This is a genomic window from Rhizobacter sp. (genome assembly GCF_046595475.1).
Classification (GTDB): domain Bacteria; phylum Pseudomonadota; class Gammaproteobacteria; order Burkholderiales; family Burkholderiaceae_C; genus Rhizobacter.
Genome location: NZ_JBKJOQ010000130.1, coordinates 1 through 25,397, shown reverse-complemented (window position 1 = coordinate 25,397; position 25,397 = coordinate 1). Strand labels below are relative to the sequence as shown.

Sequence of the window (25,397 nt, the reverse complement as noted above, 5' to 3'; positions counted from 1 at the left end):
AGTGCCCTCAGAAAAAAAGCGGCCTCCGGGCCGCTTTTTCGTTGCACGAGAAGGGGCTTACTCGAACTTGTCGAGCACCGCCCCTGCGCTTGCACTGGATGCATTGCGCATGAACTTGGCCAGCACGCCGCGTGTGTAGCGCGGCGCCGGCGCCTTCCACACCGCGCGACGCTGCGCCAGCTCGGCATCGCTCACGTTGAGTTGCAGGGTCAGCGTGTGCGCGTCGATGGTGATGGAGTCGCCTTCCTTGACCAGTGCGATGTTGCCTCCGGCATAGGCTTCAGGCGCCACATGGCCCACCACCATGCCCCAGGTGCCGCCCGAAAAGCGCCCGTCGGTGATCAGTCCAACGGTTTCACCGAGCCCCTGGCCGATGAGTGCGCCGGTGGGGGCCAGCATCTCAGGCATGCCGGGGCCGCCCTTGGGGCCCAGGTAGCGCAGCACCATCACGTCACCCGCCACGATCTGGCGCGCCATGATGGCCGCGAGCGCCGATTGCTCGTCGTCGAACACGCGCGCCGGCCCGGTGATCACGGGGTTCTTGAGGCCGGTGATCTTGGCCACGCAGCCCTCGGGCGAGAGGTTGCCCTTCAGGATGGCGAGGTGCCCTTCGGCGTACATCGGGTTGGTGATGGCGCGGATCACGTCTTGATCGGTGCCCGGGGCATCGGGCAAGTCAGCCAGATTTTCGGCCACGGTTTTGCCGGTGATCGTGATGCAGTCGCCGTGCAGCAGCCCGGCCTTCAGCAGCGTCTTCATCACCTGCGGAATGCCGCCGGCGCGATGCAGGTCGATCGCAAGGTACTTGCCAGAAGGCTTGAGGTCGCACAGCACTGGCACGTTCTTGCGCACGCGCTCGAAGTCTTCGATGCTCCAGTCGACCTCGGCGGCGTGTGCGATGGCGAGAAAGTGCAGCACCGCGTTGGTCGAGCCGCCGGTGGCCATGATCACCGCCACAGCGTTCTCTATCGACTTGCGGGTGACGATGTCACGCGGCTTCAGGTCGTTCTTCACCGCCTCGACCAACACGCGCGCCGCCTCTTGGGTAGACGCGACGATCTCACCTTCCACATTGGCCATGGTGCTCGAATACGGCAGGCTCATGCCCAGTGCCTCGAACGATGAGCTCATGGTGTTGGCGGTGTACATGCCGCCGCATGAGCCGCTGCCAGGGATGGCGCGGCGCTCGATCTGGCAGAAGTCTTCTTCGCTCATGTTGCCCGCGCTGAACTGACCGACCGCCTCGAACACGCTCACGATGTTGAGGTCTTGCCCCTTGTAGCGCCCCGGCAAAATGGTGCCGCCGTAGACGTAGATTGCCGGCACGTTGGCACGCAGCATGCCCATCATCCCGCCCGGCATGTTTTTGTCACAGCCACCCACCACCAGCACCCCGTCCATCCACTGGCCGCCTACGCAGGTCTCTATGCAGTCGGAGATCACCTCGCGCGACACCAGGCTGTACTTCATGCCTTCTGTGCCCATGGCCATGCCGTCGCTGATGGTGGGCGTGCCAAAAAGCTGCGCGTTGCCGCCTGCGGCTTCGATGCCAGCCACGGCGGCGTCGGCCAGTTTCTGCAGACCCGAATTGCATGGCGTGATGGTGGAGTGCCCGTTGGCCACGCCGATCATGGGCTTCTTGAAATCGCCCTCTTCATAGCCCAAGGCGTAATACATCGAGCGGTTGGGCGCGCGGGCCACGCCCTCGGTGATGTTCTTGGAGCGGCGGTTGATGCTCATGGCGATGTCCTGGCTGAATGGCTGGGGAAGGGCGGGGGAAGGGTGCAAGTATCCCGTTGCCTATGTGTCCCGTCCAATATATCCTTGGCGCTCCATTGATACGTGCTGCATATGAGTGATCCGTCTTTGCAGATCGAGCTTCGGGTGTGGCGGCAGTTTCTGATGCTCGCCGAAACGCTGCACTTCAGCCGTGCGGCGCAAAAGCTGCACATCACCCAACCGCCCCTCACGCTGGCCATTCAGCAGCTTGAAGCACGCCTGGGCGTGCCGCTCTTTGAGCGCACCCGACGCCAGGTGTCGCTCACGGCCGCGGGCCAGGCCTTGGTGGAGCCGGTGCGGCAGTTGCTGCAGCAATCGGCCTCTTTGCCAGGCATTGCGCAATCGGTGGGTCACGGGGCTGTGGGGCGGCTGCGCCTGGGTTTCGTCTCCACCGTCGGGTTCGGGCCGTTGCCGGGGTGGCTGCGTGGTTTTCGCGAAGCCGAACCGGGGGTGTCGGTAGTCTTGCGCGAAGCCACGACCGACGTTCAACTGCGCGCGCTAGAGCAAGGCGAGGCCGATGCCGGCTTCTTGCTGCACGCGCCCAACATGGCGCCCGAGGGGGGTGGCACGCATCCGCTGTCGCGCCTGTCGGTGAGCATTGAGCCCATGGTGCTGGCCGTGCCCGAGGCTTCGCCTTTGAACACCTCGCGGCGGTTAACGCTGGCGCAGATATTGGCGCAGCCGCTGATCATTTTTCCGCGCGGCATTGCGCCCTCGTTATACGACGCGGTGCTGGCCTTCTATCACCGCCACAGCGCCTCGCTGGTCATTGCGCAAGAAGCGATCCAGATGCAGACGATCGTCAACCTGGTGTCGGCCGGGCTCGGGCTTGCCTGGGTGCCCGAATCGGTCACGACCTTGCAGCGGCCCGGCGTGGTTTACCGCCGCCTGCCGACGGCGCTTGTGTCCGCCGCGCCGCGTGCCGAGACCAGCCTGGTGTGGCCCGCGCAGGCGGGGCAGGTGGTAGCGCGCTTTGTTGACTATGTGAAGCGCTCGCTGGACGAACCGGCATAAGGAGCGACCAAGCCGCGTGCGGTATCGTTCGCGCTGTTTTTGCCCTCTTGCCTGCACATGCTCGTTCACCCTCAGTTCGACCCGATCGCGCTCCAGGTGGGCCCCATCGCCATTCATTGGTATGGGCTGACCTACCTGGTGGCCTTTGGCCTCTTCTTGTGGCTGGCCTCGATCCGCGTCAAGAAGCCATGGTTCGCCGACTCCGGCTGGACGCGCCGCGACGTGGAAGACCTGCTGTTCTACGGCGTGCTCGGTGTGGTGCTGGGCGGGCGCCTGGGCTTCGTGCTGTTCTACAACTTCGACCACTACCTGAAGCACCCGCTGGAGGTGTTTGCCGTGTGGAAAGGCGGCATGTCTTTCCACGGCGGGTTTCTTGGCGTGGGTGCGGCGATGGCTTTGTTCGCTCGATCGCGCAAGCGAGGCGTGCTGCAGACCTTCGATCTGATCGCTCCCTGCGTGCCCACAGGCCTGGCCTCTGGTCGCATCGGCAACTTCATCAACGGCGAGCTGTACGGCAGGCTGGCCGACCCCAGCCTGCCCTGGGCCATGGTGTTTCCACAATCGGGTGGCCCCGAGCCGCGGCACCCCTCGCAGCTGTACGAGTTCGGTCTCGAAGGCCTGCTGTTGTTTGTGTTGTTGTGGCTCTATGCACGCAAGGAGCGCGCGCCGGGTCAGGTGACCGGGGTGTTCATCTTCGGCTACGGGCTGTGCCGATTCGTGGTCGAGTATTTCCGCCAGCCTGACAAGGGTCTCGAAAACCTGGCGTTGGGTTTGAGCATGGGCCAATGGCTTTGCGTGCCGATGATCCTGGGTGGCGCGGCCCTGTGGGCCTGGGCTGCACAAAATGCCCGCAAGAAAGTGATGGCATGAGGCAGATTTTTTTCGACACCGAAACCACTGGCCTCAGCCCCGAGTCGGGTGACCGCATCATCGAGATCGGGTGCGTGGAGATGGTCAATCGACGGCTCACCGGCAACAACCTGCATTTCTATGTCAACCCCGAGCGATCGAGCCACGAAGACGCGGTGAAGATCCACGGGCTGACCGACGAATTTCTCGCTGACAAGCCCCTCTTTGCGTCGGTGGCTGAAGAGCTGCTTGAGTATCTGGGCGGTGCCGAGGTCATCGCCCACAACGCGAGCTTCGACGTGGGCTTCTTCAACGAAGAGCTCAAGCGCTTGGGGAAGCCTAAGTTCCCGGGTTTTGTGGCGCAGATCACCGACACGCTGGTGATGGCACGCGAGATGTTCCCGGGCAAGTCGAATTCGCTCGACGCGCTCTGCAAGCGCCTGGAGGTCGACAACACCAGCCGCACGCTGCATGGCGCCTTGCTAGACGCCGGCCTGCTGGCCGAGGTCTACATCCGCTTGACGCGCGGCCAAGACTCGCTGGTGATTGATGCCAATGAATCGGGGCGAGGTGATGTGGTCATGGCCGCCGTCGATTTCAGCCAGTTTGAGCTGACCGTGATCGCCGCCAACGACGCCGAATTGGCTGCACATGAGGTGGTGTTGGTCGAGCTCGACAAGGCTTCTGGCGGCAAGACCGGCTGGCGCGGCCTTGCCGCCTGAGGCCTATGGCATAATCCGCGGCTCCGCGAAACATCGGGCGGTTAGCTCAGTGGTAGAGCACTGCCTTCACACGGCAGGGGTCGCAGGTTCGAACCCTGCACCGCCCACCAAGACCAAAGCCCTGTAAGTCATCGACTTGCAGGGCTTTTTTCTTGGCCAGCAGTCAAGCCGACCTCGCGCGTGACGGCAATCCAAATCTACCAACCGTTGCCCCCGTTGCCCCCGTTTCTGATCCTGTAGGCTGTGACCTACAGCAGGTAGGCCGCTGCGCTGCTTGCTCATGAAGCCCCTCTGCAAGATGCTTCACCCAGCCCCTCGGGATCGTCGTGCATGGACGCAGCTTCATCTTTCAACTTGACCCCTGTGTTCGCGCCTTCGGGGGCGCGTGCAGAGTCGCCGCTCGTGACCGCCGTGGCCGATGACACTGCGATCAGGCTGCCGCCGCCGCCTGCGCCAAGCTGGCGCTCGCGTCATGACCATGAGCTCTACCTCAAGACGCTGTGGGAGCGCTTGCTCGGCTTGTCGCCGATCGGCTTGAACGATGACTTCTTTCAGCTCGGCGGCCACTCTCTTCTGGCGGCGCGCATGCTGACAGAGATCGAAATTGCCACTGGTCAGGCCCTGTCGCTTGACGCGCTGCTCAAAGCCCCGACCGTGCGGCAGCTGGCGGGTGTGATCGATGCGGCGGCATGGGATCTGCCCGTGCCGTTGGTGCAGCTGCGCCCCGGCACCGGTCGGCCTTTCTTCATGATGCACAGCCTGGCCGGTAACTTCCTGGAATTGTGGGCGGTGCTGCGCGCGCTGCACACGCGGTGCCCCGTATATGGCTTGCAAGCGCGCGGCCTGGGCGCCGGGCAGGAGCCGCACCTGCGCATTGCCGACATGGCGCGCGAATACATCGGCCACATGCGGCGGGTGCAAGCCACCGGCCCGTATGCGATAGGCGGTTTTTCCTTTGGCGGGTTGATTGCATTCGAAGTTGCCCAGCAGCTTCGCCATGCAGGCGAAACCGTCGACCTGTTGTGCCTGATCGACACCCATGTGCACGGTCGCTACCTGCCGCCCAAGCAGTGGCTGCACCACCGCGTGGGGCGCATGCTGGGCACGTTGCGTACCCTGAGGGCGCTGCCCAGCGCGAGTCGGTGGGCCTACCTGCGACAGAAATCATTTGTGCTGCTCGATCGCTTGCGCGCCTCTTACGGAGCAATGCCCAAGCGGCCCGAGCTGGTGGGCGACGTGGTGCGCGAAGCCAACTTCCCACCCGCGCTGCGGCGTGTGCGCGGCGCGATGCTGCTCGCATTCCGCAACTACAGGCCAGAGCCTTACCCGGGTCGTGCCATCTTCTTGCGCGCCGCCGTCGCGAGCGACAGCGACCCCATGCCGGTGTGGCACCGGGTGATGTTGGGCGGGCTGGAGGTGAACATCACCCCCGGCAATCACGACGAGATGATCACCGGCGCCAATGCCAAAGAGCTGGCCAAGGCGCTGGCCGCGGCGCTGGCTCGCGATCTTTAGCCGCGTGGCCCATCGGCAGGCGAGGCCTGGGTCACGGAAGTTGGCCTGCTGCCGAATCGGCTCTCGCGTCCTGTACCCTTGCGCCCGGCGTAATTTGAGCTGTACCCCGTGGAGACCCTAATGCCGTTGATTCGGACCCTGATTCTTTTCATTTGCTGCTGGTTTGCAGGCAGCGCTTCCGCACAGAGCATCGAACCTGCAAAAGACTGGCAGAGCGCCGACTCTGCACACTTTCGGGTCAACTACCGCTCTGCCTGGCGCGCCCAGGCGCAGCGTGTGGCGCAGGCGGCCGAGCGGGCCTACCCCAAAGTCACTCAGGCGCTGGGCTGGGAGCCAAGGGGCCGCACCGAGATCTTGCTGATCGACCAGTACGACCTGCCGAATGGGTTCAGCCAGCCGCTGCCGTACAACATCATCGGCGTCTTTCTGGCACCCCCCGACAAGGGCGAGCTGCTTGACAACGGCGTTTGGCTTGACCTGCTGTTGACGCACGAGTTCACGCACACGGTGCACCTCGACAAGGTGCGTGGCGCGCCGGGTGTGCTGCAGAAGATCTTCGGCCGCCAGCCGTTTTTCTTTCCCAACCTCTTCGAGCCCAACTGGATGATCGAAGGGCTGGCCGTCTTCAACGAAAGCGACAGCACCACGGGGCGCGGCCGCCTGCGAGGGCCGATCTTTGAAGCCTGGTTGCGTGCCGAGTCGAAGAGCGGTTTTCTCTCGTTGCGCGAGATCAACGCGGGTGGCCGTGCCTTGCCCGCGGCCAAGTCATACCTCTACGGAGCCTATTTCTACGAATACCTTGAGCGCCAATACGGCCCTGAAGCGATCTACAAGATGGTGGACCGCTACAGCGGCAACCCGCCGCTGTGGCCACGCCTGCACACCAGCCCTGTCGTCGCCACCGGCAAGACCATGGATGTGCTGTGGGACGAGTTTCTGGCCGACCTGAAGCTGCAAGTGCAGCAGCGGGCACTGGCCTTGACCAGCGTGCCCGAGGCTGTTGGCGAGCGCCTGGCCGGCCCGCTGTTTTCGGTGGGCTCGGTGGCGGCGCTGCCCGACGGCAACGCGCTGGCCGTGGTCGACGATGGCCTGCACCACGCGAAGCTGGTGAAGGTTTCAGCCAGCGGGCAGCAGACGGAGTTGGCCGACGTGCACTCATCGGCCGAGATCGACGTGTCGCCCCGAGGCGAGGTGCTCATCGCCCAGCCCGACATCTGCAACTGGCGCTACTACGCATTCGACATTTATCGCCTGCAGGCCGACGGCGAACTGCGCCAGCTGACGCATTGCGCGCGGCTGCGCCATGCGGTGCAGGCCGGCGAGGCAGTTGTGGGCCTGCAGCAGAGCGAGGGCCGCACGCGCCTGGTGTTGCTCAACGCCGAAGGCCAGCAGCAACGCGTGCTGTGGGAGCCCGCGGCCGAGGTCACGCTGATCGATCTGGCGGCCTCACCCGATGGCAAGCAGGTGAGTGTCATCAGCAAACGCGGCGCCGACTGGCGTGTGCAGGCATTCGATCTCGCGCAGCCCGATGCTGCGCCGCGCCTGCTGTTCACCCACGATGCGCCGCTGCACGGCCTTACGCATGGCCCGAGCGGCCTCGAGTTCATTGCCGTACGCGACGGCGTGTTCAATGTGTGGCGGCTCGATGGTGATGCCTGGGTCAAGCTTAGTCACAGCCATACGCGTGTGGTGGCGCAGAGCGGCACGCAGGCCGACGGCTCGCTGGTGATGTCGGTGGTGGCGCAGGGTGGCTACGAGCTGCGCCGCATGGTTGCGGCGACGCCCTTGCTGCGCACCCCGAGCGCGCTCGCGGTCGCAGCGCCGGCCAGTGCGCCCGCGAGTGCAGCCGCCAGTGCGCCCCCCGCAAGCCCTTCAGAAGTCACCTCTGCCATGCTCCTGGGCGAGCCTCGGCCCTACAGTGCCTTGAGCTCGATGTACCCGCGCAGCTGGTTTCCCCTGCTCACCGGCGAGAGCGGGTTGCTGGCCGTAGGCGCCGGCACCTTTGGCTCCGACGCGTTGGGTTGGAACCAGTACGCCGCCTCTGTTCAATACGAGGCCAGGCAGCACGAGCTGCTGGGCAGTCTGCAGTACCTGTTCGAGAGCCAGCACCTGATCACGCTGCGGCGCGATCTGACGGTACGCGCCACCCGGCCCGGCAGCAACGGTGATGAAGTCACCAGCTACGACCGCAACACCAAGGCGCAGTGGATCAGCGCCTTCCCGTGGTTGCGGCTGGATCGGCGCGTCACCTTCGGCGTGGGTGCCGCCCTCGACCACGTGCAGCGCGTGCACCCCGAGCTCGCCACTGCCGGCTTGCCGCGCACCGAGCGCATGCTGGCCGCCTTTGTCGACTACGACACCAGCGGTGGCAACTGGTGGTCGGAGGGCCGCAACAGCGGCCAGCACGCGACGCTGCTGTACGAAAGCTACCGCCCGTTTGCGCGAGATGGCCGCAACGACTACGACGGCGGCGTGCTGCGCTTTGACGGGCGAGCCTTCGTGCCGCTGGGCCGCAGCGTGCTGGCGCTGCGCCACACCGAGGTCTCTGCTACCGGGCTCACCGAGCGCTTCCAGCTGGGTGGCGCCATCGACCCCCAGCTGCAGCTGGGCCCGGTGCTCAACAACCGCGACATCACGCTGCGCGGCTATCGCGGTGACGAAGCCAGCCTGCGCGGTGCCAGTGCGCGCGTCACGAGCATCGAGTGGCGTGCTCCCTTGGCCGACATCGACCAGCACTTCATGGTGCCTGCGGTGGGCGTGAACCGTCTGTCAGCGGCTGTGTTTTATGACGTGGGCGGCGCCTGGGACAGAGGCCACCGACCCACGCACTACCACCGTGGCGTGGGCGTTGAGCTGCTGGGCGAGTTGAAGTTTTTGTACGCGCTGGGCTTTGACCTGCGCCTGGGTGTGGCGCGCGGCCTCGACAACCCGAAAGAGACGCTCGGCTACCTGGCACTAGGCCGCGGCTTCTGAGTCACCCGAGCGGCCGGCTCAGTGCAGTTTGTTGCGCGGCGGCCGCTTGAACGACTTGGGTTTGTAGACGTTGCCTTCCCAGCTGCCGCCGTCTCGGGCGCGGTTGATCGCTTCTTCGGCCGCCTGAGCGGCGGTCTTGCGTGAGCTGCGCCAGTGGTAAACCGATAAGGCTCCGCGGCGGGTGCGCAACCAGGTGCGCTTCATGAAGGCATCGAAGCGGTAGCGCCTGCGCTCGCCGACCAGTAGCCGCGCCATGAACACGAGGCAGAGGGCCAGAATGGCAGCGGAAAGGATCTTCTCAAACATGCTGGTCATGTTAGCCCTGTCACCAAGACCCTGAGCACGGGGCCGGGTTCAGCGGCGGCTCAGCGCGCCAACTCCTGCACGCGCCATTGCACGTTCAGCGCCATCGCCTCTCCCGTCTTCAGCACCTGCAGGCCGGGGCGGTTGGGCAGGTGAAAGGCATCGATGGGGTGGCTGATGGGCTCGAAACAGAAGGCTGGCCCCTGCGGTGGGCGGTAGACCAGGCAATAGCCATCGGCGGGCCGTGTGTCGGATACGTGCATGGCCACGCGCAGAGCGTGCTCGGGCCAGTCGATGGTGGCGTCGCCCGACCAGCCGGTGTAGCCGTTGTCGATGAGCGTGCCGGCCGCGGGCGCGCCGAGATTCAAGTCCCAACTGGGCGGGAAGCGCTCGGTGTGTTCGGTGGGCAAGGGGTCATTGCCACTCAACCAGGTGCCGCGCACCGGGGCCGTGATGCGCGTGCCGCTGCTGCGTGGGAACCACGGGTGCATGCCCAGGCCATACGGCAAAGGCTCAGGGCCGAGGTGGGTGACGCTCACGCTCTGGTCCAGTCCGCCGGCGAGCAGCTTGAAAGTCTGCTCGGCGCGGTAGTCGTAAGGGTTGCCGTCGAAGCGGTGCGATTCGAGGGTCATCACCACCGTGTCGGCAGCCGTCTGCTCGATGGCCCACGCCTGCAGCCAGCCGTCACCGTGTATGGGGTAAGGCTCGCCAGCGCGGTTGGGTGCTATTGGGTGGAAGTGACCGGCGTGCTCGAAGCCGCCGCCGCTGATGCGGTTGGACCACGGCAGCATCGCGAAGTTGGCCAGCGTGTAGCGGTCTTCATTTGCTCCATCCCACGGCCGCCACAGGTCGAATCGGCCTTGCTGGCGATCGATCTGCCAAGCGGCCACGCCGCCGCCCAGCGTGGGCACGAGACCGAGGCGTTGCTTCGCGTGTTCGAGCCAAACGATGTCGTGCACTGTGCTCAGCCAGCGTAAAGGTTGGCGGGGCGGCCGGGGCCGTCGATGTCGATGGCGAACAGCGCGCCCGCCAGCGGTTGTGCCGCCAGTTGTTCGTCGCTCAACTCGAAACGCGCGCTGCTGATGAAGAGCGTGCGCAAGGCCAGCCCGCCGAAGGCGCAGTTGCTGACGTGGCTGGTGGGCAGGTCGATGCGGGCCAGCTCGGCAGCGTTGATGGGGTCGTGGCAGGTCACGCGTGCAGCGCCCCAATGCGCAACCCACAAGCGGCCGGCCGCGTCGGTGGTCATGCCGTCGGGGTAGCCGTCACCTTCGCCCAGTTGCAACCACAGGCGCTGGTTCGACAGCTCGCCCGTCTCGGGCTCGAAATCGAAGGCGTGAATGCGCTGCTCGGCGGTCTCGTTGAAGTAAAGGGTGCGCCCATCGAGCGACCAGGTGGGCCCGTTGGTGACGGCATAGCGCGCATCAAAGGCTTTCACGCAGCGGTGTTTGGCGTCGAAGCGGTAGAGCGCGCCGGTAGGCCGCTTGCAGCCGAAGTCCATGGTGCCGCCCCAGAAGCGGCCGTGCGCATCGCACTTGCCGTCGTTGAAGCGGTTGCCGCGCTCGTGTGGCTCGGGGTTGTGCAGGCGTTGCAGCGAGCCGGTGCCCGGGTTGAAGAGCGCGAAACCGCTGCGCAAGGTGACCAGCAAGCCAGGCTCGTTGGCGCGCTCGGCCACGGCCGAAATCTCTTCGTCGAAGGGCCAGCTCTCGCGCGCCTGCGTGGCGGGGTGGTAGCGGTGCAGCTGCCGGCCCAGGATGTCGACCCAGTACAGCGCCTGGTGCCTGCTCGACCAGAGCGTGCCTTCGCCCAGCGTGGCGCCGGCTGGCCACAGGCAACGCAGCTCACTGGTGAGGAAGGGCGAGCTGGCCTTCATCAGTGCGACTCGCGCGGCACCTCGGCGCCGCTGCCGCCCACCAGGAAGTCGAGGTCAGCGCCCAGGTGAGCCTGCTGCACGTGTTCCACATAGAGCTTGTACCAACCGCGCTTGGGCACGGGCAGGGCCTGCCACTTGGCGCGGCGTGTCGCGAGTTCTTCTTCAGACACTTCAAGGTGCAGGCGGCGCCCCGCCACGTCGAGCTCGATCATGTCGCCGTTTTGCACCAGGGCCAGCGTGCCGCCGGCCGCAGCCTCTGGCGAGGTGTGCAGCACCACAGTGCCGTAGGCGGTGCCGCTCATGCGGCCATCAGAGATGCGAACCATGTCGGTGATGCCTTTTTGCAGCACCTTGGGCGGCAGCGGCATGTTGCCCACTTCGGCCATGCCGGGGTAGCCACGCGGGCCGCAATTCTTGAGCACCATCACGCAGTGCTCGTCGACGTCGAGCGCCGGGTCGTCAATGCGTGCGTGGAAGTCTTCGATGTTCTCGAACACCACGGCGCGGCCGCGGTGCTGCAGCAAGTGCGCGGAGGCGGCAGAGGGTTTGATCACCGCGCCATCGGGTGCCAGGTTGCCACGCAACACCGCGATGCCCGCGTCGGGCATGAAGGGCTCTTGCGGTGTCTTGATGACGTCGCGGTTGTAGCAAGGTGCATCGGCGATGTTCTGCGCGATCGTCTTGCCGTTGGCGGTGAGCGAGTCACCGTGCAGCAGGGGCGTGATCTCGCGCATCACCGCCGGCAGGCCGCCCGCGTAATAGAAATCTTCCATCAGGTACTTGCCTGAGGGCTGCAGGTTGAGGATGCAGGGCACCTCGGCGCCCAGGCGGTCGAAGTCGTCAAGCGTGAGCGGCACGCCTATGCGCCCGGCAATCGCCAGCAGGTGCACCACTGCGTTGGTCGAGCCGCCGATGGCGGCGTTGGTGCGGATCGCGTTCTCAAACGCATTGCGGGTGAGGATCTGCGACATGCGCAGGTCTTCTTTCACCATCTCGACGATGCGCCGCCCGGTGAGCTGCGCGAGCCGGTTGCGCCGGGTGTCGGCGGCAGGGATGGCGGCGTTCTCGGGCAGCGACATGCCCAGCGCTTCGACCATGCTGGCCATGGTTGAGGCCGTGCCCATGGTCATGCAGTTGCCCTTGGAGCGGTGCATGCACGACTCCGCGGCGGTGAACTCGTCCATCGTCATCTCGCCGGCGCGCACCATCTCGCTCATCTGCCACACGCCGGTGCCCGAGCCTATGTCTTGCCCGCGAAACTTGCCGTTCAGCATGGGCCCGCCAGACAGGCCGATGGTCGGCAGGTCGCAGCTGGCCGCGCCCATCATCAGCGAGGGCGTGGTCTTGTCACAGCCCATCAGCAGCACCACGCCGTCGATGGGGTTGCCGCGTATCGACTCTTCCACGTCCATGCTCACGAGGTTGCGAAACAGCATGGCGGTGGGGCGCAGCTGTGTTTCGCCCAGCGACATCACCGGGAACTCAAGCGGAAAACCACCCGCCTCGTAGACGCCGCGTTTGACGAACTCGGCCAGCTCGCGAAAGTGCCCATTGCAAGGCGTGAGCTCGCTCCAGGTGTTGCAGATGCCAATCACCGGGCGGCCGTCGAGCTCGTCGTGCGGGTAACCCTGGTTCTTCAGCCAACTGCGGTGCATGAAGCCATCGCGGTCGGTCTTGCCAAACCAGGCCTGGCTGCGCCGCGACTTGGGGTCGTCGGGCTTCTTCTTCGAGTCCATTGCGTTGTCGTCCTCCGAGTCAAAAGCGAAGAGCTCTTGACGCGGCGCATCGTAACAAGGCACATTGATAATAGAAAAATAAAGAAATGAATTCGTGACATATCTAAATTGCAATACCAAAGGAATCACCGTGTCTGCAAGCCCCCAACCAGCGACCTCTCCTGCGACCTCTCTTGCGACGTATCCGAGCCTGCGAGGCCGTTCTGTGTTCATCACCGGGGGCGGCAGTGGTGTTGGTGCGGCGATGGTCAGCGCCTTTGCCGAGCAGGGTGCCCGCGTGGCGTTTGTCGACATCAACGAGGGCGCCAGCCGTGAGCTCGCGCTGCAGCTCTCGGCCGCCGGCCATGCCGCGCCTTGGTGGCGCTCCTGCGATGTGCGCGACATCGCAGCCTTGCAAACCGCCATCGCCGACGCGGCAACCGCCCAAGGTGACTTCGCCGTGCTGGTCAACAACGTGGCCAGCGACGACCGCCACACGCTCGAATCGATCACGCCCGAGTACTACGACGAGCGCATCGCCATCAACCAGCGGCCGGCCCTGTTCGCCATACAGGCGGTGGTGCCGGGCATGAAGCGGCTGGGCTTCGGCTCGATCGTCAACTTCGGCTCCATCGGCTGGCAGACCAAGAGCAGCGACTACCCCTGCTACGCGGTGGCCAAGTCGTCGGTTGACGGGCTTACGCGCGGCTTCGCGGCGGGGCTGGGCCCGCACCGCATTCGCGTGAACACCGTGACGCCAGGCTGGGTGATGACCGAGCGGCAGATCAAGCTGTGGCTCAACGCCGAAGGCGAAGAGAACATCAAGCGCAACCAGTGCCTGCCCGACAAGCTGCAGCCGTCAGACGTGGCGCGCATGGCGCTGTTCCTGGCGTCGGACGACGCGGCCATGTGCACGGCGCAAGAGTTCACCGTGGATGCGGGCTGGAGCTGATCAGTCATCAGCCACCGGATCAAACCGGCTGCCATACACCGTCACCGCCGTCGTCTTCAGCGCCTTCAGCATCACCTTGGCCGCAGGCGAAAGCAGTTTGTCGGTGCGGGTGATGATGCCGAAAGCGTCCATGTGGCAGGGCAGCTCCATGGGCAAGATGGAGACGATGCCATGTGACGCGTAGTAGCGCGCCACATCGGTCGCCACCACGGCGATCATGTCGCTCTGCTGCAGCATCTTGGTGGTGAACAGCAGCGCCGAGGTCTCGATCACGTTGATGGGCGGCTCCAGGTTCACCTCTTGGAACATCAGGTCGAAACGGTGCCGCAGCACGCTGCCGGTGGGCGACACGATCCAGCCCGCGCTGACCACGTCGCGCAGGCCCAGGTGGGCCACGTTGAGCATGGGGTGGCCGGGCCGCGTGATGGCGCATACGGGCTCCTCGGCCAGCACCTCGTAGCGCAGGTCGGTTTTGTCGTGCTGGGCGAAGAGGCGGGCCACCAGCATGTCGAGCTTGCCGTGACTCAGACGCTCCATCAGCACGTCGCTGGTCTCGATCTGCAACGAGATGTGCAGGCTGGGGTGCTCTTGCTTCACCAGCGCCGCGGCGGGGGGCAGCAGCACCAGGCCTGGCGCGGTGATGGCGCCCACGCTGACCTGCCCGAAGCGGCCGGCCTTCAACGCTTCGAGCTCGTCATGCGCCTGGTTCAGGCTGGCCAGTGCCACCCGCGCGTGGCGGATCATGGTTTCGCCGTACCAGGTGGGCCGCATGCCTCTGGGCAGTCGCTCGAAGAGCGGCACCTCGAGCACGTCTTCCAGGTCCTTCAGCAGCTTGCTGGCCGCCGGCTGCGTCATGTTGAGCACCTGGGCCGCGCGGTGGATGTTGCCCTCTTCGGCCAGCGCCACGATCAACAGCAGCTGGCGCGTCTTGAGCCTGGCGCGTATGAACCAGTGGGTGTAGTTGGTCATGGAGTCAGTTCTTCACGAAAACAGCGTATTCGGGTTTTCATTGATCCGAAATCGTATATCGGTTAGCGGTAAATATCTATTAGGAAGTTATCTCACGGCTTCGTACTATGCGGCACTTTGTTTTCAGGCCTCACGGCCTTTCGTGCGAATTCCATGCGACTCATTCAATTCATAGACGACGACAGCTCCTTGCGCGCCGGCCGCGTCAGCGACGACGGCAACACGGTGCGCCGCATTGGCGAGTACCGCAGCAGCTTTGCGCTGGCCCAGGCCGCGGTGGCCAATGGCGTGAGCCTGCAGGCACAGGCCGATGGCGCATCGTCTCCTGGTGCAGCGCTGCCCTATGCCGCGCTGCAAAGCGAGCAGCGCGTGTTGTCGCCCATCACCCACCCCGACCCCGCGCACTGCGTGGTCACCGGCACCGGCCTCACACATCTGGGCAGCGCGGCCGCACGCGACGCCATGCACCACAAGCTGGCCGGTGGTGAAGAGACGCTGTCGGATTCGATGCGCATGTTCAAGTGGGGCCTTGACGGCGGCAAGCCCGCCGGCGGCACTGCACCTGGTGTTCAGCCAGAGTGGTTCTACAAGGGCAACGGGCACATCGTCGCCGCGCCCGGCGCGCCTCTCACCATGCCCAGCTTCGCGCTCGACGGCGGCGAAGAGCCTGAACTGGTCGGCATCTACCTGATCAGCCCCGACGGCACGCCGCACCGCCTGGGCTTTGCCATAGGCAACGAGTTTTCCGACCACGTGACCGAGCGGCAAAACTACCTTTACCTCGCCCACTCCAAGCTGCGCGTCTGCGCCGTCGGCCCCGAGCTGCGCACCGGCGCGCTGCCCGAGCACCTGGCCGGCACCAGCCGCATCCTCCGTGGCCGCGAGGTGGTGTGGGCAAAGCCTTTCCAGACCGGCGAGGCCAACATGAGCCACACGATTGCCAACCTGGAGTACCACCACTTCAAGTACGACGGCCACCGCCAACCGGGTGATGTGCACCTGCACTTCTTCGGCACCGCCACGCTGAGCTTTGCAGACGACGTCAAAGTGATGCCGGGTGACCTATTCGAGATCGACCTGCCCGCGCTCGGCGCGCCGCTCATCAACCCGTTGGCCTTGGCCGAACGCGGCTTCGCCTATGGCGGTGTGAAGGCTCTTTAAGCAGACCATGGCGCAGAAGTTCAAGAACTACATCAACGGCCGCTGGGAAAACGGTGTGACCACCGGTGTCAGCGAAAACCCATCCGATCTCTCTGACGTGGTGGGCGAGTACAGCCGCGCCGACATCAACCAGACGCAAGACGCCATTCGTGCCGCGGCCGATGCGCGCAGCGCCTGGGGCCACAGCACGCCACAGCGGCGCGCCGATGCGCTCGACCAGATCGGCAGCGAGATCATCGCCCGCAAGAATGAGCTGGGCGAGCTGCTGGCGCGCGAAGAGGGCAAGACCCTGCCCGAGGCCATTGGCGAGACCGTGCGTGCCGGCAACATCTTCAAGTTCTTTGCTGGCGAGTCACTGCGCATCGGTGGCGAGCGCATGGCTTCGGTGCGCCCGGGTGTCGATGTGGAAGTGAGCCGTGAGCCGGTGGGCGTGGTGGGCATCATCGCGCCCTGGAACTTCCCGCTGGCCATCCCCGCCTGGAAGATCGCGCCGGCCCTGGCTTACGGCAACAGCGTGGTCTTCAAGCCGGCCGAGCTGGTGACGGCCTGTGCCTGGGCGCTGGCCGAAATCATCAGCCGCGCGGGCTTGCCGGCCGGCGTGTTCAACCTGGTGATGGGCAGCGGCCGCCAGGTCGGCCAAGCCATGGTGGACAGCGCGCAGGTCGATGCCATCAGCTTTACCGGCTCGGTGGGCACGGGTGAGCAGATCTTGAAAGCCACCGCCGCACGGCGCGCCAAGGTGCAGCTGGAGATGGGCGGCAAGAACCCGCTCATCGTGCTGGGCGACGCCGACATGGACCAAGCCGTGGAGTGCGCCGTGCAAGGCGCCTACTTCTCCACCGGCCAGCGTTGCACCGCATCGAGCCGCATCATCGTGGAAGCCGGCGTGCACGACGCTTTCGTCAGCCGCTTGCGTGACCGCGTGAAGGCACTGCGCGTGGGCCATGCCTTGCAGCGCGAGACCGAGATCGGCCCGGTGGTCAGCGCCGCGCAGCTGGAGCAAAACCTCTCGTACGTGGAGATCGGCCGCACCGAAGGCGCCGAGCACATCGTGGGCGGCGACGCCATCAAGCGCGACACGCGCGGCCACTACATGAGCCCCGCTCTCTTTCTCGCACAACCGCAGCACCGCATCGCCCGCGAAGAAATCTTCGGCCCCGTGGCCTGCGTGCTGCGCGCCGACGACTACGAGCATGCACTCGCGCTCGCCAACGACACGCCTTTCGGCCTGTGCGCCGGCATCTGCACCACCTCGCTCAAACGCGCCACGCACTTCAAGCGCCATATCCAGGTGGGCATGGCCATGGTCAACCTGCCGACCGCGGGGGTGGACTACCACGTGCCCTTCGGTGGGCGCAAAGCCTCCAGCCATGGGTCGCGCGAGCAGGGCCGCTACGCCGCCGAGTTCTACACGACGGTCAAGACCGCGTATGTCCAAGCATGAACGCGCAGGCTTGAACCGCATGACGAACGACAAACTTCTGCTCGTCACCGGCGCCACCGGCAAGGTGGGTCAGGCTTTCATCCGGCGCTTCTTGCAAGACCCTCGCTTCGCGGCCTTTCGCGTGCGCGCGCTGTGCAACAAGCGGCAGCTGGCCCCGCATGCGCGGCTGGAGGTGGTGCGCGGGTCGATTCAGCACCGCAGCGTGGTCAACGATGCGGTGCAGGGCGTGAGCCACGTGCTGCACCTCGCCACCTCGAAGGAAACGCCCGACGACGTGATGGACGTGGCCGTCAAAGGCATGTTCTGGTTGCTCGAAGCCTGCCGTTCGAGCCCCAGCTTCCAGCAGTTCGTGTTGATTGGCGGTGACGCCGGCATGGGCCACTTCGTCTACCCGCACCCGGTGCCGGTGACCGAGGCCCAGCCTCACAGCGCTTACCCCGGCTGCTATGCGCTGTCCAAGGTGCTGGAAGAGGTGATGCTGCAGCAGTACTTCATTCAGTACGAGTTCAATGGATGCTGCCTGCGCGCGCCCTGGATCATGGAAAAGGACGACTTCAAGCACCAGCTCTCCTTTGGCGACGACGTGTTCGGCGGGCCCCGCTGGTGCGATCTGGTGGGCCCCGAGCTGGCGCGCGAGTACGCCAAGGCCGGCGCCGTGCCAGTGATGCGCGACCCGCAGGGTTTGCCGGTGAAGCGCAACTTTGTGCACGTGGATGACCTGGTCAGCGCAGTCCTGCTGGCCCTCGATCACGCCAAGGCGCACCAGCAGCTGTTCAACATTTGCATGGACGAGCCTGTCGACTACGGTGAACTGGCGGCCTATCTGCACCAGACCCGGGGCCTGCCCAGCGTGGACGTGAGCACGCCGTACCACTCCACCTGGCTGGACAACGCGAAAGCGAAGTTCCTGTTGGGCTGGCGCCCGCAGTACGACATGAAGAAGATTGCGGATTCGGCTTGGGACCATCAACGAGCGGAAGATGACCCGCGCGTGGTGTGGTACCCCGGTTGATAGAAGAGAGAAGAGAGTGTTTTTTTGAACCTTCACACCTGAGGAGACATTATGAAAATCAGTAGAAGATCGGCGCTCAGCGCCATGGTTGCGGTGGGTTTGGGGGCCTTGTCGCTCACGGCCTCGGCGGTCGACAAGAAACTGACCATCGGCTTTGCGCAGACGGGTGCCGAGAGTGAGTGGCGAACCGCCAACACCGAGTCGGTGAAATCCGCGGCCAAAGAGGCGGGGGTGAACCTGAAGTTCTCTGACGCCCAGCAGAAGCAGGAGAACCAAATCAAGGCCATTCGCTCGTTCATCGCGCAAAAGGTCGACGTGATCATCTTGGCGCCGCTGGTCACCACTGGGTGGGACACGGTGCTGATGGAGGCCAAGAAGGCCAAGATCCCGGTGATTCTGGAAAGCCGCAATGTAGAGGTCAAAGACACCTCCACCTGGACCACGTTCGTCGGCTCTGACTTCGTCGAAGAAGGCCGACGCGCGGCCAAGTGGCTGCTGGACAACACCAAGAGCGGCACCGGCGACGTCAACATCGTCGAGCTGCAAGGCACGGTGGGCTCCGACCCGGCCAACGACCGCAAGAAGGGCTTTGAAGAAGGCATCAAAGGCAACGCGCGCTACAAGATCATCCGCTCGCAAACCGGTGACTTCACCCGGGCCAAAGGCAAGGAGGTGATGGAAGCCTTCTTGAAGGCCGACGGCAAGAAGATCAATGTGCTTTACGCGCACAACGACGACATGGCCATCGGCGCGGTCCAGGCCATCGAGGAAGCGGGCTTGAAGCCAGGCAAAGACATCCTCGTGATCGGCGTCGACGCCGTGAAGGGCGCCTTTGAAGCCATGATCGCCGGCAAGATGAATGTGACGGTGGAGTGCAGCCCCTTGTTGGGCCCGCAGCTGATGGCAGCGGCGCGAGACGCTGCTGCAGGCAAGACGCTGCCACGCTGGATCAAGACCGACGAAGGCGTGTTCCCTGCCGAAGTGGCCGCCAAAGAGTTCCCCAATCGCAAGTATTGATGTTGGCCCAAAAGGCCGCCACGGCATCGCCAGGAAATGCCAGCCGCAAACTCTGGCGATGCCACCTTCCCCCCATGGAGAAACACGTGAAGAAGATTCAATCCCTGTTGGCCGCCTTGATCGTGGGCGCGACCGGCCTCTTGCCTTTGGCTTACGCCCAGGACAAAGGCACCATTGCCATTTCGATGCCCACCAAATCGTCGGCCCGCTGGATCGGCGACGGTGCCAGCATGGTCAAGTACTTCCAGGCCAAGGGCTACAAGACCGACCTGCAATATGCGGATGACGACATCCCCAACCAGCTGGCCCAGATCGAAAACATGATCACCAAGGGCTCCAAGGTGCTGGTGATCGCCGCCATCGACGGCACCACGCTGTCTGATGCGCTGCAAAAAGCTGCTGACAAGGGCATCAAGGTCATCTCTTACGACCGCCTGATCCGTGGCTCGAAGAATGTTGACTACTACACCACCTTCGACAACTTCCAGGTCGGCGTGTTGCAGGCCACCTCCATCACCGACAAACTCGGTTTGAAGGCCGGCAAGGGGCCGTTCAACATCGAGCTCTTCGGCGGCTCGCCGGACGACAACAACGCTTTCTTCTTCTACAACGGCGCCATGTCGGTACTCGACCCGTACATCAAGAGCGGCAAGCTCGTGGTGCGCAGCAAACAGATGGGCATGGACAAGGTCGGCACCCTGCGCTGGGACGGCGCCGTGGCCCAAGCGCGCATGGACAACCTGCTGTCGGCTTACTACAGCGGCCATCGCGTTGATGCGGTGCTGAGCCCGTACGACGGTCTGTCGATCGGCATCCTGTCGTCGCTGAAGGGCGTGGGCTATGGCACGCCCAAGCAGCCCATCCCGGTGGTGAGCGGGCAAGATGCCGAAGTGCAATCGGTCAAGTCGATGCTGGCGGGCGAGCAGTACTCCACCGTGTTCAAAGACACGCGTGAGCTGGCCAAGGTCACGGTCGACCTCGTCGATGCGGTGCTGGCCGGCAAGCAGCCTGTCATCAACGACACCAAGACCTACAACAACGGCGTGAAGGTCGTGCCTGCATTCCTGCTCAAGCCGGTGAGCGTGGATGCCTCCAACTGGAAGCCAGTGCTGATCGGCAGCGGGTACTACACCGAAGCGCAGATCAAATAGGTTTTTTTCAAGCGAGCGGCTTGGATGGCCTGCGTCCCCCAGCGCAGGCTTTTTTTCAGGTGATTCCCATTCGCCCTGAGCCTGTCGAAGGGTGCGCATGGCACGGCGCAGGCTTCGACAGGCTCAGCCCGAACGCACAAGCACGAACGCAAAAGCACCAACGCACAAGCACGAACGGATCGAACGCCACGACATGAACGCCATCCTCGAAATGCGCGGCATCACCAAGACCTTCCCCGGGGTCAACGCGCTGAGCAATGTGAACCTGGCCGTCAAGCGCGGCGAGATCCACGCCATCGTGGGCGAAAACGGCGCGGGCAAGTCGACGCTGATGAAGGTGTTGAGCGGCGTCTACCCCTGCGATTCGTACAGCGGCGAGATCCACTACCAGGGCGAGCTGCGCCGCTTCAAGGGCATTGCCGACAGCGAAGAGATAGGCATCATCATCATTCACCAGGAGCTGGCGCTGGTGCCCTTGCTGTCGATCGCCGAGAACATCTTTCTCGGCAACGAGCCCTCGCGTTTCGGCGTTATCGACTGGAGCGCGGCCCATGCCAAGACCCGCGCGCTCCTGAAGAAGGTGGGCCTGAACGAATCGCCTGCCACGCTGGTCACCCACCTGGGCGTGGGCAAGCAGCAGATGATCGAGATTGCCAAGGCCTTGTCGAAGGAAGTGCAGCTCTTGATCCTCGATGAGCCCACGGCCAGCCTGAATGAGAGCGACAGCGACGCACTGCTGGAGCTGCTGCGTGAGCTGAAGGTGCAGGGCATTACCTCCATTCTCATTTCCCACAAGCTCAACGAGATCGCCAAGGTGGCCGACTCGATCACCGTGCTGCGCGACGGGAGCACCGTGGAGACCATCGACTGCCGCAGTGCCCCCGTGAGCGAAGACCGTGTCATCCGCCTGATGGTGGGTCGCGAGATGGCCGACCGCTACCCCAAACGCACGCCAGACATCGGCGACACCGTGTTCGAGCTGCGCGACTGGCGGGTGCACCACCCGATCCACCCCGAGCGCCAGGTGGTCAAGGGCGTGAGCCTGCAAGTCAAGCGCGGCGAGATCGTCGGCATCGCCGGGCTGATGGGGGCAGGGCGCACCGAGCTGGCCATGAGCCTCTTCGGCCGCGCCTATGGGCAGCGCATCAGCGGCCAGGTGCTCAAGCACGGGCAACCCATCGACGTGAGCAGCGTCGAGCGGGCGATTCGGCACGGCATCGCCTACGTGACCGAAGATCGCAAGGCCTTGGGCCTGGTGCTGGGCGACGACATCAAGCACAACATCTCGCTCGCCAACCTAGACGCGGTGGCCCGGCGCATGGTGATCGACGAAGCGCGCGAGTACACCGTGGCAGCCGACTACCGGCGACAGCTCAACATTCGCTGCTCGGGCGTGTTTCAGCCGGTGGTCAACCTCTCAGGCGGCAACCAGCAGAAGGTGGTGCTGAGCAAGTGGTTGTTCTCGCAACCCGAGCTGCTGATACTCGACGAGCCCACGCGCGGCATAGACGTGGGCGCCAAGTTCGAGATCTACAGCCTCATGAACACATTGGCAGCACAGGGCAAGAGCATCTTGATGATCTCGTCAGAGATGCCCGAGCTGCTGGGCATGTGTGATCGCATCTACGTCATGAACGAAGGCAGCTTCGTGGCCGAGTTTTCGGCGGCCGAAGCCTCACAAGAAAAGATCATGCGCGCCATCGTGAAAGCGGGCAGCGCGATCCACGAACCGGAAGCAGCCGTACATGAGTGAAGTCGTCACCCGCAAGCCGGCCGCGGCTGCCAAGCAGTACAGCGGCTTCATCAAGAGCAACATGCGTGAGTACGGCATGCTGCTGTCGCTCGTGGCCATCATGGCGTTGTTCCAGGTGCTCACCGACGGCACGCTGCTCAAGCCGCTGAACCTGACCAATCTGGTGCTGCAGAACAGCTACATCGTCATCATGGCGCTGGGCATGCTGCTCGTGATCGTGGCCGGCCACATCGACTTGTCAGTGGGTTCGGTATGCGGTTTCATCGGCGGGCTCGCAGCGGTGCTGATGGTGCAGCACGGTTGGCACCCGGTGCCCACTGCGCTGGTTTGCCTGGGGGCCGGCGGGCTGATTGGTGCGGCGCAGGGCTACTTCGTGGCCTACACGCGCATCCCGTCGTTCATCGTCACCCTGGCGGGCATGCTGGTGTTCAAGGGCCTCACGCTGGCGCTGCTGGGCGGCATGTCGGTGGGGCCATTTCCGGTGAGCTTTCAGCGCCTGAGCTCGGGCTTCATCCCCGACGTGTTCGGTGGCGTTGACCTGCGCCTCACCTCGCTGCTGGTGGGCGTGCTGGTGGCGGTGGCGCTGCTCTATGCCAAGCTGCGCTCGCGCATGCAGCAGAGTAAGCACGGCATGGAAGACGAGCCCTACCCGTTCTTCTTGGTCAAGACCCTCGCCTTCTCGGCCGTCATCATCGTCTTCAGCTATTTGCTGGCCTCATACAAGGGCCTGCCCAATGTGCTGGTCGTGATGGTCGCGCTGATGCTGGCCTACGACTTCATCACCCACCGCAGCACGGTCGGCCGGCGCATCTACGCACTGGGCGGCAACGAAAAAGCGGCGCGCTTGTCGGGCATCAAGACCGAGCGCCTGACGCTCTACACCTTCATCAACATGGGCGTGCTGGCCGCGCTGGCCGGCCTGGTGTTTGCGGCTAGGCTGAACACCGCCACGCCCAAGGCCGGCCTGGGCTTCGAGCTCGACGTGATCGCCGCCTGCTTCATCGGCGGGGCCTCGGCTTCGGGCGGCGTGGGCAAGGTGCTGGGCGCGGTAATCGGCGCTTTCATCATGGGTGTGATGAACAACGGCATGTCCATCATGGGCATAGGCATCGACTACCAGCAGGTCATCAAGGGACTTGTGCTGTTGGCAGCGGTGTTCATCGACGTGTACAACAAGAACAAAAGCTGAGCGACTCACCATGATTTACCGCCAGTGCACCCACCCCGGCTCCCCACGACCTGTGCTGCAGCTCTCGGGCGTGTCCAAGCGCTTCTCGGGCGTGGCCGCACTGAGCGATGTGGGCCTGCGTCTCTTCCCGGGTGAAGTGCATGCGCTGATGGGGCAGAACGGCGCGGGAAAGTCGACCCTGATCAAGGTGCTGACCGGTGTCTACCCGGCCGATGCCGGCGAAATGAGCCTTGCCGGCGAGGCCGTCGCGCCCGCTTCGCCGCAAGACGCGCAGGCCCTGGGTATCAGCACCGTGTACCAGGAGGTGAACCTCTGCCCCAACCTCACGGTGGCCGAGAACATCTTTGCCGGCCGCTACCCGCGCAAGGGCGCGGCGGGTGCATGGCGCATCGACTGGGCACAAATGAATGTGCAGACCGAAGAGTGGTTGGCCAAACTCAACCTGCGCATCGACGTGACACGCCGCCTCGACAGCTACGCCGTGGCGGTGCAGCAGATGGTGGCCATCGCACGCGCCTTGAGCGTGCAGGCCAAGGTGCTGATCCTCGACGAGCCCACCTCCAGCCTTGATGAAGACGAGGTGGCACGCTTGTTCGAGGTGCTCAGGCGGCTGCGAGAAGAGGGCATGGCCATTCTCTTCGTCACGCACTTCCTGGAGCAGGTGTACGCCATCTCTGACCGCATCACCGTGCTGCGAAATGGCGAGTTGGTGGGCGAGTACCTGGCCAAGTCACTGAGCCCCGCGATGCTCATCGCCGCCATGATTGGCCGCGAGCTGGAGCGCCAGGGCAGCGCCGCTGCGGCGCCGGCCCGGGCTGCTGATGTGCAGCCCCTGCTGCAGGCCAAGGGCCTGGGCCAGCGTGGACAGGTGCAGCCACTAGACCTGAGCCTGTATGCCGGCGAAGTGGTGGGCCTGGGCGGCTTGCTGGGCTCGGGCCGCACCGAGCTGGCGCGCTTGCTCTTCGGCCTGGCGAGTGCCGACCAGGGCGAGCTGCAGATCGATGGCAAGACCGTCACCCTGAAGTCGCCGGTCGATGCCGTGCACCACGGCCTGGGCCTGTGCCCCGAAGAGCGCAAGACCGATGGCATCGTGGCCGAGCTGTCGGTGCGCGAGAACATTGCGCTGGCGCTGCAGGCACGGCATGGGTTGGCGCGTTTCCTGTCGCGCGACCAGCAGGCCGCTCTGGCCGAGCGTTTCGTCAAGGCGCTGGGCATCAAGACGGCCAGCATCGACACCCCCATCGGCCTGCTTTCGGGCGGCAACCAGCAAAAGGCCATGCTCGCACGCTGGCTGGCCACCGAGCCGCGCCTGTTGATACTTGACGAGCCCACACGCGGCATCGACGTGGGGGCCAAGCAGGAAATCATGGACGAAATCTTGCGCCTGGCCGAGGGGGGCATGTCAGTGCTCTTCATTTCGTCGGAGATGAGCGAAGTGGTGCGCGTGTCGCACCGCATCGCCGTGCTGCGCGACCGCCGCAAGGTGGGCGAGTTGCCCGCTGGCAGCAGCGAGCAGGCGGTCTATCACCTGATTGCGGCAGACGCATGAACACCCTCTTCAAACACCGCCTCGCCTGGCCCATCGTCACGCTGCTGTTGCTGCTGATCCTCAACGCCAGCTTCAATTCGAGTTTCCTGCGCCTGGAGGTGCGCGACGGCCACCTCTACGGCAGCCTGATCGACATCCTCAACCGCGCAGCGCCGCTGGTGCTGGTGTCGCTCGGCATGACGCTCGTGATCGCCACCCGCGGCATCGACATCTCGGTGGGGGCCACCGTGGCCATCACGGCGGCCATCGCGGCCTGGATGATCGGCGGCGCGCTGGTGATGACCGACGGCGTGGCCACCCACACCAGCCGCTTCCCGATGCCTGTAGCCATTGCCGCCGCCCTCGGCGTGGCGCTGCTGTGTGGCCTGTGGAACGGTGTGCTCGTGGCCAAGGTGGGCATGCAGCCCATCATCGCCACGCTGATCCTGATGGTGGCGGGGCGCGGTGTTGCCCAGCTCAT

General features: G+C 64.7%; 21 protein-coding genes and 1 tRNA gene. 16 read left to right on the top strand and 6 right to left on the bottom strand.

Annotation, left to right across the window (positions count from 1 at the left end; genetic code table 11):
- Positions 1–57: 57 nt before the first annotated feature.
- Positions 58–1,740 (bottom strand): dihydroxy-acid dehydratase, encoded by a 1,683-nt coding sequence (gene ilvD, locus AC30QB_RS23420; protein WP_489548694.1) that lies wholly within the window; start codon positions 1,738–1,740, stop codon positions 58–60.
- A gap of 111 nt (positions 1,741–1,851) precedes the next feature.
- On the opposite strand from ilvD, the gene AC30QB_RS23415 reads away from it, so the two are divergent.
- The 6 genes from AC30QB_RS23415 to AC30QB_RS23390 all read left to right on the top strand — a co-directional run bounded on the left by AC30QB_RS23415 (position 1,852) and on the right by AC30QB_RS23390 (position 8,852).
- The gene (locus AC30QB_RS23415; protein ID WP_489548693.1) at positions 1,852–2,793 is read left to right on the top strand and encodes a LysR family transcriptional regulator; all 942 of its coding nucleotides are present in this window, start codon (positions 1,852–1,854) and stop codon (positions 2,791–2,793) included.
- A 57-nt stretch (positions 2,794–2,850) separates the two neighbouring features.
- Complete coding sequence (gene lgt / locus AC30QB_RS23410; RefSeq protein WP_489548692.1) at positions 2,851–3,663, top strand: prolipoprotein diacylglyceryl transferase; 813 nt, start codon at positions 2,851–2,853, stop codon at positions 3,661–3,663.
- Positions 3,660–4,364 (top strand): DNA polymerase III subunit epsilon, encoded by a 705-nt coding sequence (gene dnaQ / locus AC30QB_RS23405; RefSeq protein ID WP_489548691.1) that lies wholly within the window; start codon positions 3,660–3,662, stop codon positions 4,362–4,364. Before lgt ends, dnaQ begins: the two co-directional genes overlap by 4 nt.
- A gap of 35 nt (positions 4,365–4,399) precedes the next feature.
- Positions 4,400–4,474 (top strand) — tRNA-Val (locus AC30QB_RS23400).
- A 253-nt stretch (positions 4,475–4,727) separates the two neighbouring features.
- Entirely contained in the window at positions 4,728–5,879 is a 1,152-nt protein-coding gene (locus AC30QB_RS23395; RefSeq protein ID WP_489548690.1) for a thioesterase domain-containing protein, read from the top strand.
- A gap of 120 nt (positions 5,880–5,999) precedes the next feature.
- Positions 6,000–8,852, top strand: coding sequence for a hypothetical protein (locus AC30QB_RS23390; protein ID WP_489548689.1), 2,853 nt, complete (start codon positions 6,000–6,002; stop codon positions 8,850–8,852).
- Between the two features lie 18 nt (positions 8,853–8,870).
- On the opposite strand, the gene AC30QB_RS23385 is transcribed toward AC30QB_RS23390, so the two are convergent.
- The 4 genes from AC30QB_RS23385 to AC30QB_RS23370 are packed head-to-tail and all read right to left on the bottom strand — an operon-like array spanning position 8,871 to position 12,761.
- On the bottom strand, positions 8,871–9,167 hold the full coding sequence (locus tag AC30QB_RS23385) for a hypothetical protein (RefSeq protein WP_489548688.1): 297 nt from the start codon (positions 9,165–9,167) through the stop codon (positions 8,871–8,873).
- 50 nt (positions 9,168–9,217) lie between these two features.
- Positions 9,218–10,114 carry an aldose 1-epimerase gene (locus tag AC30QB_RS23380; RefSeq protein ID WP_489548687.1) on the bottom strand — a complete coding sequence of 299 codons (897 nt, stop codon included), beginning with the start codon at positions 10,112–10,114 and terminating at the stop codon, positions 9,218–9,220.
- A 5-nt stretch (positions 10,115–10,119) separates the two neighbouring features.
- Positions 10,120–11,025: an SMP-30/gluconolactonase/LRE family protein gene (locus AC30QB_RS23375; RefSeq protein WP_489548686.1), complete on the bottom strand. Its 906-nt coding sequence runs from the start codon at positions 11,023–11,025 to the stop codon at positions 10,120–10,122.
- Positions 11,025–12,761 (bottom strand): IlvD/Edd family dehydratase, encoded by a 1,737-nt coding sequence (locus AC30QB_RS23370; RefSeq protein ID WP_489548685.1) that lies wholly within the window; start codon positions 12,759–12,761, stop codon positions 11,025–11,027. Before AC30QB_RS23370 ends, AC30QB_RS23375 begins: the two co-directional genes overlap by 1 nt.
- Positions 12,762–12,891: 130 nt before the next feature.
- Between AC30QB_RS23370 and AC30QB_RS23365 the strand changes: the two genes are divergently transcribed.
- The gene (locus AC30QB_RS23365; protein ID WP_489548684.1) at positions 12,892–13,692 is read left to right on the top strand and encodes an SDR family NAD(P)-dependent oxidoreductase; all 801 of its coding nucleotides are present in this window, start codon (positions 12,892–12,894) and stop codon (positions 13,690–13,692) included.
- Here AC30QB_RS23365 and AC30QB_RS23360 read toward each other — a convergent pair whose 3' ends face one another.
- Complete coding sequence (locus AC30QB_RS23360) at positions 13,693–14,661, bottom strand: LysR family transcriptional regulator (protein WP_489548683.1); 969 nt, start codon at positions 14,659–14,661, stop codon at positions 13,693–13,695.
- Between the two features lie 153 nt (positions 14,662–14,814).
- On the opposite strand from AC30QB_RS23360, the gene araD1 reads away from it, so the two are divergent.
- The 9 genes from araD1 to AC30QB_RS23315 form a co-directional block, all read left to right on the top strand.
- A complete protein-coding gene (araD1, locus tag AC30QB_RS23355) occupies positions 14,815–15,822 on the top strand; it encodes an AraD1 family protein (protein ID WP_489548682.1) in 1,008 nt (335 codons plus the stop codon).
- Between the two features lie 7 nt (positions 15,823–15,829).
- The gene (locus AC30QB_RS23350) at positions 15,830–17,266 is read left to right on the top strand and encodes an aldehyde dehydrogenase family protein (RefSeq protein WP_489548681.1); all 1,437 of its coding nucleotides are present in this window, start codon (positions 15,830–15,832) and stop codon (positions 17,264–17,266) included.
- Between the two features lie 19 nt (positions 17,267–17,285).
- The gene (locus AC30QB_RS23345; RefSeq protein WP_489548680.1) at positions 17,286–18,278 is read left to right on the top strand and encodes an NAD-dependent epimerase/dehydratase family protein; all 993 of its coding nucleotides are present in this window, start codon (positions 17,286–17,288) and stop codon (positions 18,276–18,278) included.
- A gap of 51 nt (positions 18,279–18,329) precedes the next feature.
- Positions 18,330–19,295, top strand: coding sequence for an ABC transporter substrate-binding protein (locus AC30QB_RS23340; RefSeq protein WP_489548679.1), 966 nt, complete (start codon positions 18,330–18,332; stop codon positions 19,293–19,295).
- Positions 19,296–19,381: 86 nt separating this feature from the next.
- The gene (gene chvE, locus AC30QB_RS23335; protein WP_489548678.1) at positions 19,382–20,446 is read left to right on the top strand and encodes a multiple monosaccharide ABC transporter substrate-binding protein; all 1,065 of its coding nucleotides are present in this window, start codon (positions 19,382–19,384) and stop codon (positions 20,444–20,446) included.
- A gap of 193 nt (positions 20,447–20,639) precedes the next feature.
- Positions 20,640–22,199, top strand: coding sequence for a multiple monosaccharide ABC transporter ATP-binding protein (mmsA, locus tag AC30QB_RS23330; protein WP_489548677.1), 1,560 nt, complete (start codon positions 20,640–20,642; stop codon positions 22,197–22,199).
- Positions 22,192–23,388 carry a multiple monosaccharide ABC transporter permease gene (gene mmsB, locus AC30QB_RS23325; RefSeq protein WP_489548676.1) on the top strand — a complete coding sequence of 399 codons (1,197 nt, stop codon included), beginning with the start codon at positions 22,192–22,194 and terminating at the stop codon, positions 23,386–23,388. Before mmsA ends, mmsB begins: the two co-directional genes overlap by 8 nt.
- 10 nt (positions 23,389–23,398) lie before the next feature.
- A complete protein-coding gene (locus AC30QB_RS23320; protein ID WP_489548675.1) occupies positions 23,399–24,937 on the top strand; it encodes a sugar ABC transporter ATP-binding protein in 1,539 nt (512 codons plus the stop codon).
- Positions 24,934–25,397 (top strand): ABC transporter permease (locus AC30QB_RS23315; RefSeq protein ID WP_489548674.1); only part of this gene is annotated, 464 nt, incomplete at its 3' end. The genes AC30QB_RS23320 and AC30QB_RS23315, both read left to right, overlap by 4 nt.